Origin of the sequence: Photorhabdus khanii NC19 (genome assembly GCF_000517265.1) — a bacterium.
GTDB classification, from domain to species: Bacteria; Pseudomonadota; Gammaproteobacteria; order Enterobacterales; family Enterobacteriaceae; genus Photorhabdus; species Photorhabdus khanii.
On the sequence record NZ_AYSJ01000013.1, the window covers coordinates 643,037 to 660,319 of the forward strand.

Here is a 17,283-nt window from a genome sequence, read left to right on the forward strand (position 1 = left end):
TCGAACAACCCGCCTATCCCCTAAATACCAACCGCAACTGGTCCGTTCTTTTATTTACGGGATTTACTTGGGGAAAAATTAGGGCCCCCCCCAACTCCATATCTGGCATTTATAACTACTTACAAACCCACCTTTATTACCTAAAAACATAAAATTATCTAATTATTACTGTCTGTCACTTCGGCTGTTTCGCCACTCAATATCAGGAGCCTATGAAACTTCTGTCTCTAAAGAGTACTTTTGTTCTGTCATTATGCTGCTCTCACAATGTAGTTAAATGCGATGTTGCGGGGGCGATTCTCTGAGGCTACAGGAACAACCCTTGCCGCGTTGAATCCAAAGCCGTATGGAGTATCCGTGTTAGAATTATTTACCGATTTGAAACTGCCATCTGTAGCTATTCCAAGAACTTGACTAGCATAAAAAGCGCCTCTTATTGCCAAATGATAGTTTGATGCTATCGTGCCAGCGAACGAACCCTCAATATTTCTGATAGCATCGCCCTGAGGAGTTAGAATTCTACGGCCACTATCAACACCTCGGCTATCATCCCAACCTCGAATAAATTCCCCTCTTAAATCAGGTAACTTACCATCAGGATAAGCTTCTGCTAATTTCGGAAATTTCGATTTATCAAAGAGCGCACCATTACACTGCAACCACCCAGCTGGTGGTATCACAGTCGGCCAGGGAACAGGAACACCTACAGGAAGGTTAGAGATATTTGAAATTTTCTGCTCTAACGCTCTATTTAATTGTGCAGTGAGTTTAGCTATATCGCCATCATCCAAAACATCATCACTAGATTGTTCCGCAATAAAATTAGCCACCACCGAGGTTATTGTCGATGATTGACGTAATGCTTTATTTAATACAGGAATAGAAATATTCTCTGGTGGAAACCCTGACTGCAAACTTTGACTTTCTTCATATCTTTCTTGGCTAATTCTATTAGCATTATTACTAATAGAAAAAGCCTTAAAATCATTCTTGTGACTCATATACCTTCCTTAAATTAAATGATGTTATAATCAATATATTGAATTATTGCAAAATAACCTCCCTGCAATTCATACCAATCAAAGTCTAGTCCAGAAAAAGAATAATACGGTATCCTTATTGCTTATAAGGTTAACTGTTTTTATATAATTGGCAGCAATAAGTAATTCAATATTTTGAAGTCGAAAACATACCACAAATTTATATTTAATATCTGAAAACTATTTTTCGTTAATTTTCACCAAGCATTTATGGCTGATTTTTTATTCCTGTAATTTTGTTAAAGTAAAAGACAATTGGGAGAATTTACTTATTCTCCCTTTATTCGACACCAATTTAAGCCTATTGACTACAAAAGTTAAGATTATAATTTACATTATAAACTATATCTATAAAAACTAGTTTTCTAACAGAGAGTGAGATCGCTTACTAATATCTAAAATCCTACTCATATAATAAGCATCAGCATATTGACCATTGCGAAAAGCGTAACGTTTAGCTGTTCCTTCAATCTCAAACCCAAATTTCTTATATAATGCAATTGCAGCATGATTGTCTGTATACACCTCCATCTCTATACGTTCAATATTCAACCAATTATCACACATATTGAGCATAGCTTTCATCAATTCACTGCCAATACCGCGCCCCTGATAATCAGCATGTACCCCCATACCAAAAGTAGCAATATGGCGACGCCGCAAGAGCTGGCATATTTCTATACTCATCTGACCCACAATTTTCCCATCAATACAAGCAACTAAACAGAAACACCCCTCAGCAATATTCGTAATACGCTTCGCCCATGTTTCCAGAGAAGGATAGGGTAACTGCAAAGTATCACAGTAAACTTGCAGGTTAGCGTATAACTGATGAACTTGTTCACAATCGCCTTCTTCAATATGGCGAATCATTATATCCTTCATTTAAAAACTCCTGACTTTTAATTTGAGCATTAAGACTAACATAGATATTTTGCGGGAAGTATGGGAAAGTGCTGATGAGCCAGATCCAGCCGAGGGATTCAAAATTGAATTTTCCGAATTTTTATTATCCATATATAAATAGCCATGGAAAATTATCAATAGATTACTCTATTTATTAAAAAGCTGTTCCATTGGGTAAACTATCTTCTCCTGCTATATTGTTTACCCTTTGGAGGAATATTACCTAAAAAATCTATAAAAAAACCAATTCTTTAACCTTTATCACATTGTTAAGAAATATACCGGTATTAAAAGCCCCAAGCGTACCAGACACATCTTGACCCAACTACCGGTCCAAACTCTTTAGAGTTGCGACTCAGGGTGCCAAGATTTGCCGCAGAGAAGCCTGATAGTTGAATATTATTTATTTGCCAAATTGCTGTAGTAATTCCACCAGCGCTATCTTGCTGGCCAACTATAATAACCTTTTGTGGAAAAGGAATTGGGAAATTAACCTGAGCATTAGGATTAGCATATGTAGTAACATCAGACATTCCCCACTGAAATATAATCCCAGTATCACCACATTTCCACCAACCATTCTCCGATTTTAAGATTGTATTTTTAGCTCCTCGGGTATTAATTTGGTGATCTATTTCTGCTTTAGCATATGATCCTATATCCACGGCATTCAGACTGATATCCGAGCTTAACACCTTCCCATTCACTTTTCGGGTATTAGGTACTCTACTATCAATATTTTCACGCAATGAATTTATTATTTCCTGAACAAGCTTTTGTGTAACCGCCAATGTGTCGCTATTGCCAATCACATTTGTAAGCTGAACAATGCCTTTTTGGGTTAACGAGGCATCTGGAACTTTTATTGTGGTTTTTTGTTCTAAAGCCCTATTTAATTGTGCGGTGAGTTTAGCTATATCCCCATCATCCAAAACATCATTACCAGATTGTGTCGCAATGAAATTAGCTACGACAGATGATATAATTGACGATTGACGCAATACTTTATTTAACAAATGAGTAGGAACATCATTTGTTGGAAACCCAGTCAGTAAATCCTTACTTTCTTCATATCTTCCCTGACTAGCTACATTAGCATTATTACCAATAGAAAAAGCCTTAAAATCATTCTTGGAACTCATATAAAATCCTTAAATTAAATAATATTATTTTATAATTAATTCTAGTTCTGTTTAAGAACAGTGAGATATAAATTGCTGACAAAAATCATCGGCTTTACAGTAACGCTTTTCTAAATTAACCATACCTGAAGATTTCCACGATCAGAATCTTTGCAAAGACTCTGATCGTGCCTTAGGTACTCTATCAGATTAATTAAATATTCTTATAACTTATAATGTTAAAAATTTCTTATGATTGATTACAATAAGCAACTCAATATCAAGAAATTATTCTCCTCTCCCCTCTATTATTTCTTACCACAAATTTTCCATTTCAAATTCAAATCTGAATTTTTCAGTATCTGAACATCAACAAAATCATTATATAAACAGCCTGTCTATTCAGACCATTTTCATTATTTCGGCTGCTCCGGCCACTTAACATCAGGGACCAATGAAATATCAACTCTGTTCAACATCACTCTATATTTCTTCCATGCTAATAAAGCCTCTTTTTCAGCTTCTGTAGCAATATCTAAATCAACAGCATCTTGTAGTGGCGTGACGATATTATTAACTTTAGTTAGTAACTGAGATTTCTCATATTCTGCTTTCTGTATTAATTCTTCTTTAGTCGCAACATAAAGTAATATTTTCTGACCGTCAAATATCCATTTCTCTTTGGTTTTTTCATCAAATCCTATGGGCACATTATTCTTATTAATTTCTGCGACGGAAAAACCAAGTGGCGCAAGTTTAGATACATCAGTCGTTATTGCACGAATGAGACCCCTCGTATCATACATAATTTTTAATGTATCTATTGAAAATTGACTTTGAGATCTATACCAATCATTGCCCTGCTTATCTTGAAGATAAAGTGCAAATTGAATAGCGTTTTCATTGTCAGGTATATATTGTTCAAATGGACCAACATTTATTAAACTCATTATCATTATCCTCGTACGATAGTGAACCATTGACCGTTACTAGAGAACTGCATAGGGCTAGAATAAAGCATCTCGGCAGAATCATCTCCATCTCTGCTATAAATTTCAGCACCAAGACGGACGCCAGTAATATAATGATTCTCCGATTCTACTTTCGTATACTCTTCAATATTATTAGCAGAAGGTTTATTTAAGGTATTATATTCTTGAGCCCAAGGTGTCCATGGATTGTTATGAAACTGGCTGCGTGTGTATACCCGGCTGCTATTATAGACGAAATAGCGTTGAATGACCCCGGCCGCTTTCAATACAATAAGTGAACCCGCAAACGGTTCAGGGTAATTACTGCCATTTTTAGCATGAGCATTAGACTCTTGATAGTAAATTCCCGGTGTTTTGTAGCTATCTAAATTCGCACTACCACCTAAATTAATCGCCTGGTCAGCCAAGAGATCCTGAGAAGTAATATTGATATCCGCAGCTAAAGCTTTTCCATTTACTTTGCGGATCCCCGTAATATATCGAGCATCAGAGTCTGCTTTTGCATACGCTCCCACATCCTCAGCGGTAGGTTTATTTACCGCGTTATATTCTCTAATCCAAGGGGTCCATGGATTATCATGAAACTGGCTACGTGTATATATCCGGCTGCTGTTATAGACGAAATAACGTTGAATAACCCCGGCTGCTTTCAACACGACGAGCGAACCCGCGAACGGCTCAGGGTAATTACTGCCATTTTTAGCATGAGCATTAGATTCTTGATAATAAATCCCCGGTGTTTTGTAGCTATCCAAATTCGCACTACCACCTAAATTAATCGCCTGGTCAGCCAAGATATCCTGAGAAGTAATATTGATATCCTCAGCTAAAGCCTTTCCATTTACTTTGCGGATCCCTGTAATATATCGAGCATCAGAATCTGCTTTTGTATATGCGCCAACATCTTCAGCAGTAGGTTTATTCACTGCGTTATATTCTCTAACCCAAGGGGTCCATGGATTATCATGAAATTGGCTGCGTGTATATACCCGACTGCTGTTATAGACGAAATAACGTTGAACGACCCCAGCCGCTTTCAATACAATAAGCGAACCCGCGAACAGCTCAGGATAATTATTGCCACTTTGAGCACTAGAATTATACTCTTGATAATAAATTCCTGGTGTTTTGTAATTATCCAAATCCGCATTATTACCTAAATTAATCGCCTGCCCAGCAAAGATATCCTGAGAAGTAATATTGATATCCTCAGCTAACACTTTCCCGTTCACTTTTCGTGTGCTGTGTACCTTAGCATTAATATTGTCGCGTAATGAATTTATTATTTCCTGAATAAGCTTTTGCGTAACAGCTAATGTGTCACTATTACCCAACACATCGGTAAGCTGAACAACGCCTTTTTGTGTTAATGAGGCATTTGGAACTTTTGTTGTGATTTCTTTTTCTAAAGCCCTGTTTAATTGCTCGGTGAGTTTAGCGATATCACCATTATCTAAAACATCATCTCCAGATTGCGTCGCGATAAAATTAGCTATCATAGATGCTATTGTCGACGATTGACGTAATACCTTGTTTAACAGATCAGCAGGAATATCATTTAGCGTAAATCCAGTCTGCAAGCTCTGGTTTCCCTCATAATTTCCCTGACTCACTACATTAGCATTATTACCAATAGAAAAAGCCTTAAAATCATTCTTGGCACTCATATATACTCCTTAAATTAAATAGCATTATTCACAACCAATATGTTTAATAATTATTAAAGCAATCCTTCATAATTTACGGCAATCATAGTTTAGTTCATAAAAACAATAATAAAATGTTCTTATAACTTAGAAGAATAATTATTTTTGTATAATTAGAATAAATAAACAACCAAACAAATCGCAACCAGAAATATATCCAAGCCATTTATATTAATCACATGAAATTATTCCCTCCATTTCATATATCAGACTGAATTTTTCGGTATCATAATTACAACAGCAATAAAGTATTGTATGAATGGCCTGTTTATTCAGGCCATTTTCATTATTTTGGCTCTTCAGGCCATTCAATATCAGGCGCCTGCTTAATATCGGTCCTATTCAACATCACTCTATATTTCTTCCATGATAATAAAACCTCTTTTTCAGCTTCTGTTGCAATACCTAAATCAACTGCATCTTGTAGTGGCGCTATTTGTTCACTAGCCCCTAGAATAAGTTGTTGTTTTTTATTTTTAGCATATTGCTGCAACTCTTCTTTTGTTGCTGGAGGAATATCCGCCCATTCCAGTAAACCATTTTCACCTGCTATACGATATTTTCCTTCTGGTGCATTATTCGCGGCATATTCTTGATAAATATCATCACTAACTTCTATAATATCATCGGGCAACGAACCAGAAGCAATATAATTTTGTTTCAATTCTATAGGGTAGAATGCATTTGTTTTTGCACTATAGTAATACATAATTAATATCCTATCGCTAAATATCTCACTAAACAATTTGCTAAAGATCCTGTACCATCTCTGCACGTTAGAATAAATTGGCTCGCAGAGACGGCAAAAGCAGCAACACCAAGCCCGTAATTACCGAAACTGGAATATGTTGCAACAATCTGGCCGCAAGCATTAGGAAATGGAATCGTAAAATTTCTGTAATCATTTTCACTCATTGAGCCATTTGCTTGACCCCACTGAATAATTATTCCAGTATCACCGCATTTCCACCATCCATTTATTGAGAGCAGCGCTTTACTCCTATCAAATTCTGTTTTGATTTTTTGTCCCAAAGCTTTATTTAATTGTGCGGTAAGTTTGGTTATATCACCATCATCAAGAACATTATCACCAGATTGTGTCGCAATAAAATTAGCAACTACAGACGATATCGTTGACGACTGACGTAACGCCTTATTTAATACATGAATGGGAATATTCTCTGGTGGAAACCCAGTCTGCAAACTCTGACTTTCTTCATATCTTTCTTGATTTATTACATTAGCGTTATTACTAACAGAGAAAGCTTTAAAATCATTCTTAGGACTCATATATACCTCTTAAATTAAGTAATATTATTGCATAAGAAACAGACTAAATTATTGCAAAGATGATCCCTCTAAATTTTCATTGATAATAGTCTAGTTCATAAAAATAATAATGAGATTTTTTATGACTAAAAGGATTAACTATTTTTGTATAACTGATAGCAATAAACAACCCAACACATTACAAACACAAACACCCTAAAATTAATTATATTCAACATCCGAAATTATTCTTATCGATCTCTTTCATTTCTCTCTACAATTTTTATCTAAGTTTAATTTTTCAGTATCTTAACACTCTTATCAACAAAACCACGGTAAAAAAGGCCTGTTTATTCAGGCTATTTTAGTTATTTTACCTGCTCCGGCCATTCAATATCAGGCGCCTGTGAAATATCTACCCGATTCAGTAATACCCTATATTTTTTCAAAACTGTTAACAGCGATTTTTCATCATCACTTGCCATACCTAGATCAATAGCATCTTGTAACGGAGCTATCTGTTTACTTACAATAAGTAGAAGTTGCTGCTTCTTATTTTCCGCATCGTTAATGCTGGTTTGCTGAATATCACTTTTCCATTTTTTTTCATTATCTTTCGAAATTAACCATTCTCCATCCCACTTATGATATTGCGAAGGTCTTGACTGTTCAGTAAAACCATCAGGAATAATGACTTCTCTATTCTCCTGTGATTGCCCTGATACAATATCGTAAATTGTGACTCCCCTTTTATTCTCAACAAGCTCCCATTGCCCTGATTTTTCACATGGCCAAAATCCATCTTTAAATGGCGGTTGTATTCGTAAAGCATTCACCGGGGGTTCACTGTCCGGATTAGCATCAGCCGATCCAATAAATGGTCGATGTGGCTTAGTATTATCAAAATAATAATTTATCATTGCTTTGTTTCATGCTCCCAAATAAATTATGGGTATCATACTGACATTGAGCGGGCGATTTTCATTTGCCGTTGGCACTACTCTTGAAGCATCAAAAGTGGCATATGCGAATTTGGCATATTCATCAGGAGCATTCTTTTTCATAATACTTGCTTGGGAGGTCGCATTAACACCATAAAATGCTCCGCTAGTACGAGCAATAAGCCCATCATGCCACAACCCCACATCACCTGTAATATTTCTAATCGTATCGCCTTGTATCACACCAGGATTCAAACCCGCACGCATGAATACCCCTCTCCCATCAACAAACAGATTAGGAAGATTGATTTTATCGCCATTCTGCTTAATTCCCCATGCTGCCTTATATGCATCTGATAAATTATTCAATGATCTACCAATAATTGAATCAATCGCATAAATATCACCATTCGCAATATACTCTCCTTTAGCCAAATCTGATGCTGGATGTGCAGATAAATAGATATCTCCTGGGCGTTTCGCTCCGACATCAATCGCAGAAATAGTAATATCTTCAGACAATGCCTTCCCGTTGACTTTCCGATTATTAGGTACTCTGCCATTAATATTTCCAAGCAACGAATTTACTATTTCTTTAACAAGCTTTTGCGTAACAGCCAATGTATCGCTATCACCAACCACATTGGTAAGTTGAACAATACCTTTTTGTGTTAATGAAGCATTGGGAACTCCTGTTATGAATTTTTGCTCTAAGGCTTTATTTAATTGTAGAGTGAGTTTGGGTATATCACCGTCATCCAAAACATTCTCACCAGATTGTGTCGCAATAAAATCAGCTACAACAGACGATATTGTTGACGCTTGACGCAATACTTTATTTAACACATGAGTGGTAACAGTATATGGTGGGAATCCAGTCGGCAATTCTGAACTTACTTCATATAATTGCTGACTTACTACATTAGCATTATTACTAATAGAAAAAGCTTTGAAATCATTCTTAGGGCTCATATATACTCCTTAAATCAAATAATATTATTTCATAAGTAATATATTTAATTACCGAAAAAAGTCCCCAGTAATTCATGTCAACCATAGTCTAGTTTGAATGAATAATAATGAAATATCTTTATAAATTAAATGATCAATTATTTTTATATGATTAGCGACAATAAATAACCCAACATATTGAAATTAAAAACATACCAAAAATAAAACATACCTATTGTATTAAAACTAAACTTCTAAACACTATTCGTCATTATTCTATTTACTCAAGTATATCAGTGTATAGTTCATAATTCACTGACCTAATTATTAATATTCTATATTTCTATGAAAGCATTTCGTTTATTTATCATTTAATACTGATATAACAACGAGATTGTTTTATTATTTTCACGCCTCTGACAAATATCAATATATAATTCATCAAAATAAATTATATATAAACCCTACTCAATCCGTTGAGATTTATCATATTAGTTCTATAGTAATTTCCAGTCCCGTACTACCTTGACTTGGCAAGGTCTTAACGAATTTATAAGCGATTCTCCAAACACCAGCAAGCAGACCTAACGACGACTTTCGTTAACTTCGCGTCGGTATTTCCTCTCCTTTACCTTACCGCGTCTACACCACCGCTCGGCATTCCATCTCCGTAAGATGCGAGCCTCCTGTTACTCAAAGCACCATGCAAAATTATTTTAATATTTAAAATAATTTTTAAAAACAACTTGACTCTGAAGTTTTTCTGATTAAAATTACAGTCAGAATTTAGATTTTCGTGAGACAAATCACATTTTACCCATAAAGAGAACCTATCATGAAATCTGTCAAATCTTTTATATCGAGTGTTCACAGTGTTGTTATTTATCTGTCAACACCTCGTTTTCTTTAAGTTTTTATCCGATGAGTGGAAGGCCAGTTTCGAACTGGCTTTTATGCTGCGGAACGGGTCAAATTATCTACCCTATATTCTTGGCCTGACGACCAAGAATATATAAAACAATAGTTAGATGATATTAATAACTTAATGCATCAAGAAGTCGTTTCTTCAATAATGCGACATCATCCACACTATTCTGAACCAGCAGAGTAAGATTAGCTATATCACTTTCCAGAGATTGAATCTTCTCTTCCAATTCCTTATTCTTTGCATCCAATAATATATCAATCCTTGCCGATTCAGCATATACCTGCTGACCATTAACCGCCTCAGTACTGTGATTTGAAATATCCCCAGCTGCAACATGTATAATCTTACGTTCATGGCCCGTTTTTCCTACAGAAACAACATTCGGTTTATTAGCAATAGAATCTGCACCTAATGCAACGCTCCCTTGTTCTGTTGCAGAGGAGTGTTGACCAATCGCCACTGCCTGAGCCGCACTGGCAATCACCTTTTGTCCCAAAGCGATAGAAGCCAGGCCATTGGATACAGAATCAGCACCAATCGCAATGGGCCAAACGACTTTCGTATCACCTTGTTTACCCGCAATTTGATTTTGCCCAATGGCAATAGCCGCTTCACTGATTGTTTTAGAATTTCGGGGGGAAGCACCAATTGCGATAGAATGTACTGCCGGTGCTTCTGCATGTCCAAGTACAACTGAATCTTTACCTGTTGTTTGTTCAGCTATATTGGTATTTTCAATAGACATATTGAACCTCTTAATTTATAAATTAAATAATCATGCGTTGTTTGAAACTTAATAAAATATTCAACAGAATGCAATATAAATTACGTGATCTCATTTCACATATTAAAACTTAAATTAACGTTATATTTTTTCCACCGACAATATTAGATATAAATCCCAACTTGTAAATAAACTAAAATTATTGGATGGTGTAATACATTGCATGGAATTTATTTAATGTATTATCAAGCTTTATTGATTATATATTCAATAAAGCTCATTACAACCAGTCAATTAATATGAAAGTGATTAATTGATTTTCATATAATTAACCTACTCAGTGAAAACATGTTTTACAAGGCGCATTTCACTAACAGTATCAGCCAGTTCAATTAATTCAGCAGGGTAATCTTGTCCGGTAATAATTACGGTCTGATTAATGGGCCGCTCGTTTAGTGCTTTGATAATTTTATCAAGCAACAGATAACCACTATTTATCATACAAGCCAATTCACTAAGCACTACCAATGATAACGCAGGGTCACGCATCATTCGCAGCGCATGTTGCCAAACACCCGTGCAAGCAGCTATTTCCTTAGCATGATTTTGCATTTCCCCAGTCAATTCTATCGGCATGAGTTGACACTCTAATCCATGTTGTTCCAGCAAAGCACCTTCACCGGCTGACCATCTTCCTTTAACAAACTGGATAACCCCGGCCTTTAATCCATGCCCCAACGCCCGTGTAACCGTTCCCATAGCAGCAGTTGTTTTCCCTTTACCATTGCCGGTATAGATGATTACGATCCCACGGTTCTCCTGAGCCGCCGCAACTTGTGCCATAAATCTCTCTTTTTGCCGCTGTTTCCTCTGTCTATACCGCTCCTCACTCATTTTTATCACTCCAGTATGTTAGTCAGTCAAAGAGCGACTATCTGTTTTGTTCGTATCTGCTTGAGATAACTCAGAGAATAGTGTTTCTGTCACACGATCAACTTGTTGACGATCTTGACTGATCAACGATTCCGTCAACGACTCACTGGTAAAAAACTGTTCCCAAAAGTGACGACGTGCCGCCAGATGATGAAAATGCTGTTTTACCCGCTGGCGAAGTGTCCCGCCGTAAGCAGCCAGACGGCCAAGATGCATCGGTAACAACCGTTCCAGTTTTTCACGCAATAACCTGACCAATACCGGCGCATTACCCCCAGAGGAGATAGCAATTACCACCGGCGAGCGATCAATGACCGACGGTGTAATAAAACTTGCCTGTTGTGGTTCATCCACTACATTGCAGAAAATACGGCGATCCGTCGCACAATCACTGACATAACCATTAACGGCTGCATCATTGGTCGCAGCAATCACCAACCAGCAGAAATCAAGCCAATGAGGCTCAAATTCACCACGGATCAGTGTCACTTGACCCGCATCTTCCCAAATCTGGAATTGCGCAGTGAATTCCCTTGCATTAACCAGCAGACGCGCACCGGCATCCAATAATAGATGCGCTTTGCGTTCGGCCACCTTACCTCCCCCAACCAACAGACAGGTTTTATCCCGAATCTGACAAAACATCGGCAAATAATCCAACATGATCCCCTCTCCTCAGCTAGCGCACGCCACCCGGTATCATGATCAGCAAATGCTGATTCTCACCCATCAAGAATCCACCCTTGAATAAGTTCACCGCACGATGCGGGACAGCAAGTTTCAGCCATAACCCAATACCTGACGTAACGCCAATACCAACCGATGATTATCATGCTTGCCCTTTATGGCAACCCGGTAATGATCAGCACTCAAACCTGGATAGTTAGCGCAATGGCGGATAAGTATTCGGTGTTTCAACAACGCTTGCTGGAGATCGATTTCCGGGCGCAGACAACGTAAGAAAATATAATTCGCCGCGGGAGGCCAGACACATAATTCCGGCAACGCAACTAATGCCTGATAGAGCCAACGTTGCTGCTGTGCCAGCCAACGGTGTGTTGCCTGAATGTAAGCTTTATCATTGAAAACGATTTCACCGGCCAATGCCGCAAAAGCATTAATGGTCCACGGTTCCCGCCTGCATTTCATCTCCCGAATACCGGCTACATCACCGCTGACCAGATAGCCAAGACGTAATCCCGGAATAGCAAAAAACTTGGTTAATGAGCGCAAAATATAGAGGTGAGGATAATGGGCTATCTTGGGAATAAATCCGGCAGCATCCGGGAGAAAATCGATAAACGCTTCATCGACAATCAGCGCGATATTATGTTGGTGGCAACGTTCAAGCACCGCCTGTAACAGTTCAGCATCCGGCATCAGGCCGGTTGGGTTATTCGGGGTGGCAAGAAACAGGCAATCAGGGCGACAACGATCCAATGCCGCCAGCAAACACTCATCAGGCTGATAACCCTCTGTTTCACTCATCACATAATCATCAATCTGGCAACCAACCCGCAGTAAAGCACGCCGATATTCAGCGAATCCCGGCATCAATAGCATGGCACGGCGCGGCTTAAGATAATTCACTACCGCATAAATCAGTTCAGTAGCGCCGTTACCCGCTATCAGGTTTTCAGCGGTGCAATGATGAACATGCGCCAGCGCTGCATGTAATCGGCGATATTCGGTATCAGGGTAACATTCAGCACGTTGCAACTGATCGATAATGGCCGCTTTCAGGGATATCGGCATCCCCAGCGGATTAATATTAGCGCTGAAATCCGTTATTTCCTCTGCTGTAACACCGATTTTCTGCGCCATTTCCAGCACATTGCCACCATGTTCGCTCATCAAATGTCAAATCCACATGTTAAATAGAGAATCAAAGTGCCATCAATGATGAAACGGAAGCTAGCAACAAACGCTCCCGGTGACAAACCAATGTTTCCCGCAGACGCACCACATCACCAATCACAATCAATGCCGGAGCCGTCAATCCCTGAGCGGCCACTTGCTGTGCCAGCGTTAGCAAAGTTGCACTGGCTACTTGCTGTTGCTGGTGGCTGGCATACATCACCACTGCCGCCGGTGTCGTCGGTGCTTTACCACCTGCAATAAGTTGCTCACAAATGCTCGCCAGTTGCGTCATTCCCATCAGGATCACCAGCGTCCCTTCCAGCTTTGCCAATGTCGCCCAATCCTGCGGCTCATTTCCCTGACGCAGATGGCCGGTAATAACATGAAAACCTGAAGCATAATCACGATGAGTCACAGGGATCCCAGCACAAGCCAAACCACCAATTGATGAACTGATACCCGGTACAACTTCAAAAGGGATCTTCGCCAGTGCCAACGCTTCAGCCTCTTCACCACCACGGCCAAACACATAAGGATCGCCCCCTTTCAACCGGACAACATTTAACCCCTGTTGCGCGCACTCTACCAGGATCTGATTGATTTGCCGTTGCGGCACTGGGTGGTAATTCGGCGTTTTGCCGACGTTGATCATGTTGCAGCTATCAGGGGCTTCAGATAACAGATCCGGGCTGACTAACCGATCATATACCAGCGCATCAGCCTGACGAATACAATGTAATCCTCTGACAGTAATCAGTGCCGCATCGCCAGGACCGGCACCTACCAACCAAACTTTTCCGCTATTCATCATTTTTCTCACCCTGTAACGAAAGTCTGTTAGAAGATATATTACCGATAGCCAGCAACACGATATGGTGTGAGATCAATAATTCTTCACTTTTGCTGATGTATTGATGATAACAATCTGTCCTGGCACATTTTGACTTATCTGTTTGTTTCTCCTGGGAACTTAGCCCTTCGCCTTGACCTACGCCATTTTTATTACAACCCCTGATGTTTTTGTGATTACCGTTGAATTTTCGACCAAATTGCCGATATTTAATACTGATTTATAGAAAAAAATGCCAACATACGCCTTATTACAGACAAGAGGCGTAGCTATGGAGGTCAAGGAATTATTCAGTGTCGGTATTGATATTGGTACCACCACCACACAAGTGATCTTTTCGTGTCTGTCACTGGTGAACCGGGCAGCCGTATCACAAGTACCACGCTATGAGTTTGTTCGGCGCGAGATTATCTGGCAAAGCCCGGTGTTATTTACTCCCGTGGATTTCGCTGGACAACTGCGTGAAGACGAACTGCTCAACTTAATTCAGGCGCAATATCAGGCAGCAGGCATCGATCCGGAAAACATCGATTCCGGAGCGGTGATCATTACCGGTGAAACCGCTAAAACCTGTAACGCACGTCCTGCGGTCATGACACTGGCCCAGAAACTGGGGGATTTTGTTGTGGCAACAGCCGGGCCACATCTGGAATCAGTGATCGCGGGTTTTGGTTCCGGCGCTCAGGCACTATCACAACAGAAGATGGCCAGAGTGCTCAACATTGACATTGGCGGCGGCACAGCAAACTACGCGCTGTTCGATGCCGGACGACTGGTCGCCTCCGCTTGCCTAAATGTCGGCGGTCGCTTATTGGAAACCGATCCTCAAGGAAAAGTCTTACGGGCACATCCGCCCGGAACGCTCATCGTTCATTCTCTGTTTGGTGAAAACACAGATGTTCAACATCTGACAGCCACACAAATACAACAGATTGCCGCCCGAATGTCACAGTTGCTATGGGAAGTCGCCGTCGGGCATCTCACCCCACTGGCACGGCAATTGCTGATGACTGAACCACTACCAAACTGTAACGAACTCTATGCTGTCACCCTCTCCGGCGGTGTAGGTGAATGTTATCGTCAAGCGTCAGACAGTGACCTATTCCGTTTTCACGATCTAGGGCCACTACTGGCGAACGCGATTCATCATGATCCTAATTTCACCAAGCTACCGCTGCAAGTCCCAAAACAAACCGTCCGCGCCACCGTGATTGGCGCCGGCGCTCATACATTATCACTATCCGGCAGCACTATCTGGCTTGATACGCTGTCGCTGCCTCTGTGCAACATCCCTGTGGTTCATCCTGGAACAGAGGTCACTGAATCACTGACAGAAGCCTGGCTGCGAGCACTAACACAAATGGACCTCGACCCACAACAAGATCTGTATGCCCTGGCTCTGCCCGATGCCCTGCCAGTCAATTATGCCGCAGTACAAACATGCATCACCGCTTTACAGGATTTTACCGAACGCTATCCCTCTTCCCATCCGCTGCTGATCGTTGCCGGTCAAGACTTTGGTAAAGCACTGGGTATGCTGCTGCATCCTCTGATGGGAGAACGGCCACTGGCGGTAATTGACGAAGTGATTACCCACACCGGAGATTATATCGATATTGGGGTTCCATTATTTGGTGGCGCCGTCGTTCCCGTTACCATCAAATCACTGGCTTTTCCTTCCTGAGAGAGCGTAAACATGAAATTAAAAACACAGCTTTTTGGTAAAACGTATCAGTTTAAGGATGTCAAACAAGTGTTGGCAATGGCGAACGAATCGCGTTCAGGGGATATATTAGCCGGAGTAGCTGCCGAAAGTTCTCAACAACGTGTAGCGGCTAAACATGTTCTCTCGGAAATGACGATAGCGGATATCCGTATGAATCCGGTTATTCCCTATGAAGAAGATTGTGTTACCCGCATTATTCAGGATGACATTAACGAAATTGCCTACACTCGCATAAAAAACTGGCGCATTGGCGAACTGCGTGAATATATATTGAGCGATGACACCAGCGTGGATGATATTGCCTTTCTGCGTAAAGGAATAAGTTCTGAGGTTGTCGCAGCCGTGGCAAAAATCAGCTCCAACGCCGATCTGATTTATGGCGCGAAAAAAATGCCGGTGATCAAAAAAGCCAATACCACCATCGGCACGCCGGGAACATTCAGCGCCCGCCTTCAACCCAACGATACCCGCGACGAAGTACAAAGCATTCTGGCCCAGATTTACGAAGGACTGGCGTTTGGCATTGGTGATGCCGTCATCGGCGTTAACCCGGTAACGGACGATGTGGAAAACCTGACTCGCGTGTTGGATACCATCTATGAGGTGATCGACAAATTCGCCATCCCAACACAGGGCTGTGTCTTAGCCCATGTCACCACCCAGATAGAAGCCATTAAGCGTGGGGCACCGGGCGGTTTAATCTTCCAAAGTATCTGTGGCAGTGAAAAAGGGCTGAAAGAGTTTGGGGTAGAGCTGGCGATGCTGGATGAAGCACAAGCTGTCGGCGCGGAATATTGCCGTCTTGCCGGCAATAACTGCCTGTATCTTGAAACCGGTCAAGGCTCCGCCCTCTCTGCCGGCGCTCATTTTGGCGCGGATCAAGTGACAATGGAAGCACGGAACTACGGTCTGGCACGCCATTATGATCCATTCCTGGTTAACACTGTCGTCGGCTTCATCGGGCCGGAATACCTCTACAATGATCGCCAAATTATCCGCGCCGGACTGGAAGATCACTTTATGGGAAAACTCAGCGGTGTCTCAATGGGATGTGACTGCTGCTATACCAATCATGCAGATTCCGATCAGAACCAGAATGAAAACCTGATGATCCTGCTGGCAACCGCAGGGTGTAACTTCATCATGGGCATGCCGCTCGGTGATGATATTATGCTCAATTACCAAACATCCGCTTTCCACGATACCGCCACTATCCGCCATCTGCTCAATTTGCGTCCATCACCCGAGTTTGAACGCTGGCTGGAAAACATGGGGATCATGGCAAACGGGCGCTTAACATCACGCGCAGGTGATGCGTCGTTCTTTTTCTGATGCT

At 40.6% G+C, this 17,283-nt stretch carries 15 protein-coding genes and 1 pseudogene; 2 read left to right on the forward strand and 14 right to left on the reverse strand.

The genetic code is table 11. The features are described 5' to 3' along the window. Window positions 1-251: 251 nt before the first annotated feature. The 14 genes and pseudogenes from PTE_RS14990 to cobA form a co-directional block, all read right to left on the reverse strand. Window positions 252-1,001 (reverse strand): phage tail protein, encoded by a 750-nt coding sequence (locus tag PTE_RS14990; RefSeq protein WP_036847994.1) that lies wholly within the window; start codon window positions 999-1,001, stop codon window positions 252-254. Window positions 1,002-1,397: 396 nt separating this feature from the next. Continuing rightward, entirely contained in the window at window positions 1,398-1,925 is a 528-nt protein-coding gene (locus tag PTE_RS14995; protein ID WP_036847998.1) for a GNAT family N-acetyltransferase, read from the reverse strand. A gap of 308 nt (window positions 1,926-2,233) precedes the next feature. Further along, on the reverse strand, window positions 2,234-3,088 hold the full coding sequence (locus PTE_RS26595) for a gp53-like domain-containing protein (RefSeq protein ID WP_081738237.1): 855 nt from the start codon (window positions 3,086-3,088) through the stop codon (window positions 2,234-2,236). A gap of 395 nt (window positions 3,089-3,483) precedes the next feature. Further along, the gene (locus PTE_RS15005; protein ID WP_036848001.1) at window positions 3,484-4,017 is read right to left on the reverse strand and encodes a tail fiber assembly protein; all 534 of its coding nucleotides are present in this window, start codon (window positions 4,015-4,017) and stop codon (window positions 3,484-3,486) included. Between the two features lie 5 nt (window positions 4,018-4,022). Next, window positions 4,023-5,726: a pyocin knob domain-containing protein gene (locus PTE_RS25150; RefSeq protein WP_239002267.1), complete on the reverse strand. Its 1,704-nt coding sequence runs from the start codon at window positions 5,724-5,726 to the stop codon at window positions 4,023-4,025. Window positions 5,727-6,051: 325 nt separating this feature from the next. Next, window positions 6,052-6,474, reverse strand: a complete 423-nt coding sequence (locus PTE_RS15015) for a tail fiber assembly protein (protein WP_036848004.1) — start codon at window positions 6,472-6,474, stop codon at window positions 6,052-6,054. 2 nt (window positions 6,475-6,476) lie between these two features. Continuing rightward, window positions 6,477-7,055, reverse strand: coding sequence for a gp53-like domain-containing protein (locus PTE_RS15020; RefSeq protein ID WP_036848006.1), 579 nt, complete (start codon window positions 7,053-7,055; stop codon window positions 6,477-6,479). Between the two features lie 347 nt (window positions 7,056-7,402). Continuing rightward, complete coding sequence (locus PTE_RS15025) at window positions 7,403-7,954, reverse strand: tail fiber assembly protein (protein ID WP_036848008.1); 552 nt, start codon at window positions 7,952-7,954, stop codon at window positions 7,403-7,405. Between the two features lie 9 nt (window positions 7,955-7,963). After that, complete coding sequence (locus PTE_RS15030; RefSeq protein ID WP_036848011.1) at window positions 7,964-8,947, reverse strand: phage tail protein; 984 nt, start codon at window positions 8,945-8,947, stop codon at window positions 7,964-7,966. Window positions 8,948-9,960: 1,013 nt separating this feature from the next. Beyond that, entirely contained in the window at window positions 9,961-10,599 is a 639-nt protein-coding gene (locus PTE_RS15035; RefSeq protein WP_036848014.1) for a hypothetical protein, read from the reverse strand. A 312-nt stretch (window positions 10,600-10,911) separates the two neighbouring features. Further along, a complete protein-coding gene (gene cobO / locus PTE_RS15040; RefSeq protein WP_036848017.1) occupies window positions 10,912-11,472 on the reverse strand; it encodes a cob(I)yrinic acid a,c-diamide adenosyltransferase in 561 nt (186 codons plus the stop codon). Between the two features lie 69 nt (window positions 11,473-11,541). Next, a pseudogene (locus tag PTE_RS15045) lies at window positions 11,542-12,171 on the reverse strand (NAD(P)-dependent oxidoreductase); the annotation flags it as partial. Between the two features lie 120 nt (window positions 12,172-12,291). Next, window positions 12,292-13,365 carry a threonine-phosphate decarboxylase CobD gene (gene cobD / locus PTE_RS15050; protein ID WP_036848020.1) on the reverse strand — a complete coding sequence of 358 codons (1,074 nt, stop codon included), beginning with the start codon at window positions 13,363-13,365 and terminating at the stop codon, window positions 12,292-12,294. A gap of 31 nt (window positions 13,366-13,396) precedes the next feature. After that, window positions 13,397-14,179, reverse strand: coding sequence for a uroporphyrinogen-III C-methyltransferase (gene cobA / locus PTE_RS15055; protein WP_036848452.1), 783 nt, complete (start codon window positions 14,177-14,179; stop codon window positions 13,397-13,399). A 313-nt stretch (window positions 14,180-14,492) separates the two neighbouring features. On the opposite strand from cobA, the gene eutA reads away from it, so the two are divergent. After that, window positions 14,493-15,905, forward strand: a complete 1,413-nt coding sequence (gene eutA / locus PTE_RS15060; protein WP_036848022.1) for an ethanolamine ammonia-lyase reactivating factor EutA — start codon at window positions 14,493-14,495, stop codon at window positions 15,903-15,905. A 12-nt stretch (window positions 15,906-15,917) separates the two neighbouring features. After that, entirely contained in the window at window positions 15,918-17,279 is a 1,362-nt protein-coding gene (locus PTE_RS15065; protein WP_036848024.1) for an ethanolamine ammonia-lyase subunit EutB, read from the forward strand. Window positions 17,280-17,283 lie beyond the last annotated feature (4 nt).

Excerpts from the sequence above, each read along its gene's own strand:
- PTE_RS14990 (WP_036847994.1), bottom strand. The coding sequence starts at position 1,001 with ATGAGTCACAAGAATGATTTTAAGGCTTTTTCTATTAGTAATAATGCT.
- PTE_RS14995 (WP_036847998.1), bottom strand. The coding sequence starts at position 1,925 with ATGAAGGATATAATGATTCGCCATATTGAAGAAGGCGATTGTGAACAA.
- PTE_RS26595 (WP_081738237.1), bottom strand. The coding sequence starts at position 3,088 with ATGAGTTCCAAGAATGATTTTAAGGCTTTTTCTATTGGTAATAATGCT.
- PTE_RS15005 (WP_036848001.1), bottom strand. The coding sequence starts at position 4,017 with ATGAGTTTAATAAATGTTGGTCCATTTGAACAATATATACCTGACAAT.
- PTE_RS25150 (WP_239002267.1), bottom strand. The coding sequence starts at position 5,726 with ATGAGTGCCAAGAATGATTTTAAGGCTTTTTCTATTGGTAATAATGCT.
- PTE_RS15015 (WP_036848004.1), bottom strand. The coding sequence starts at position 6,474 with ATGTATTACTATAGTGCAAAAACAAATGCATTCTACCCTATAGAATTG.
- PTE_RS15020 (WP_036848006.1), bottom strand. The coding sequence starts at position 7,055 with ATGAGTCCTAAGAATGATTTTAAAGCTTTCTCTGTTAGTAATAACGCT.
- PTE_RS15025 (WP_036848008.1), bottom strand. The coding sequence starts at position 7,954 with ATGATAAATTATTATTTTGATAATACTAAGCCACATCGACCATTTATT.
- PTE_RS15030 (WP_036848011.1), bottom strand. The coding sequence starts at position 8,947 with ATGAGCCCTAAGAATGATTTCAAAGCTTTTTCTATTAGTAATAATGCT.
- PTE_RS15035 (WP_036848014.1), bottom strand. The coding sequence starts at position 10,599 with ATGTCTATTGAAAATACCAATATAGCTGAACAAACAACAGGTAAAGAT.
- cobO (WP_036848017.1), bottom strand. The coding sequence starts at position 11,472 with ATGAGTGAGGAGCGGTATAGACAGAGGAAACAGCGGCAAAAAGAGAGA.
- cobD (WP_036848020.1), bottom strand. The coding sequence starts at position 13,365 with ATGAGCGAACATGGTGGCAATGTGCTGGAAATGGCGCAGAAAATCGGT.
- cobA (WP_036848452.1), bottom strand. The coding sequence starts at position 14,179 with ATGAATAGCGGAAAAGTTTGGTTGGTAGGTGCCGGTCCTGGCGATGCG.
- eutA (WP_036848022.1), top strand. The coding sequence starts at position 14,493 with ATGGAGGTCAAGGAATTATTCAGTGTCGGTATTGATATTGGTACCACC.
- PTE_RS15065 (WP_036848024.1), top strand. The coding sequence starts at position 15,918 with ATGAAATTAAAAACACAGCTTTTTGGTAAAACGTATCAGTTTAAGGAT.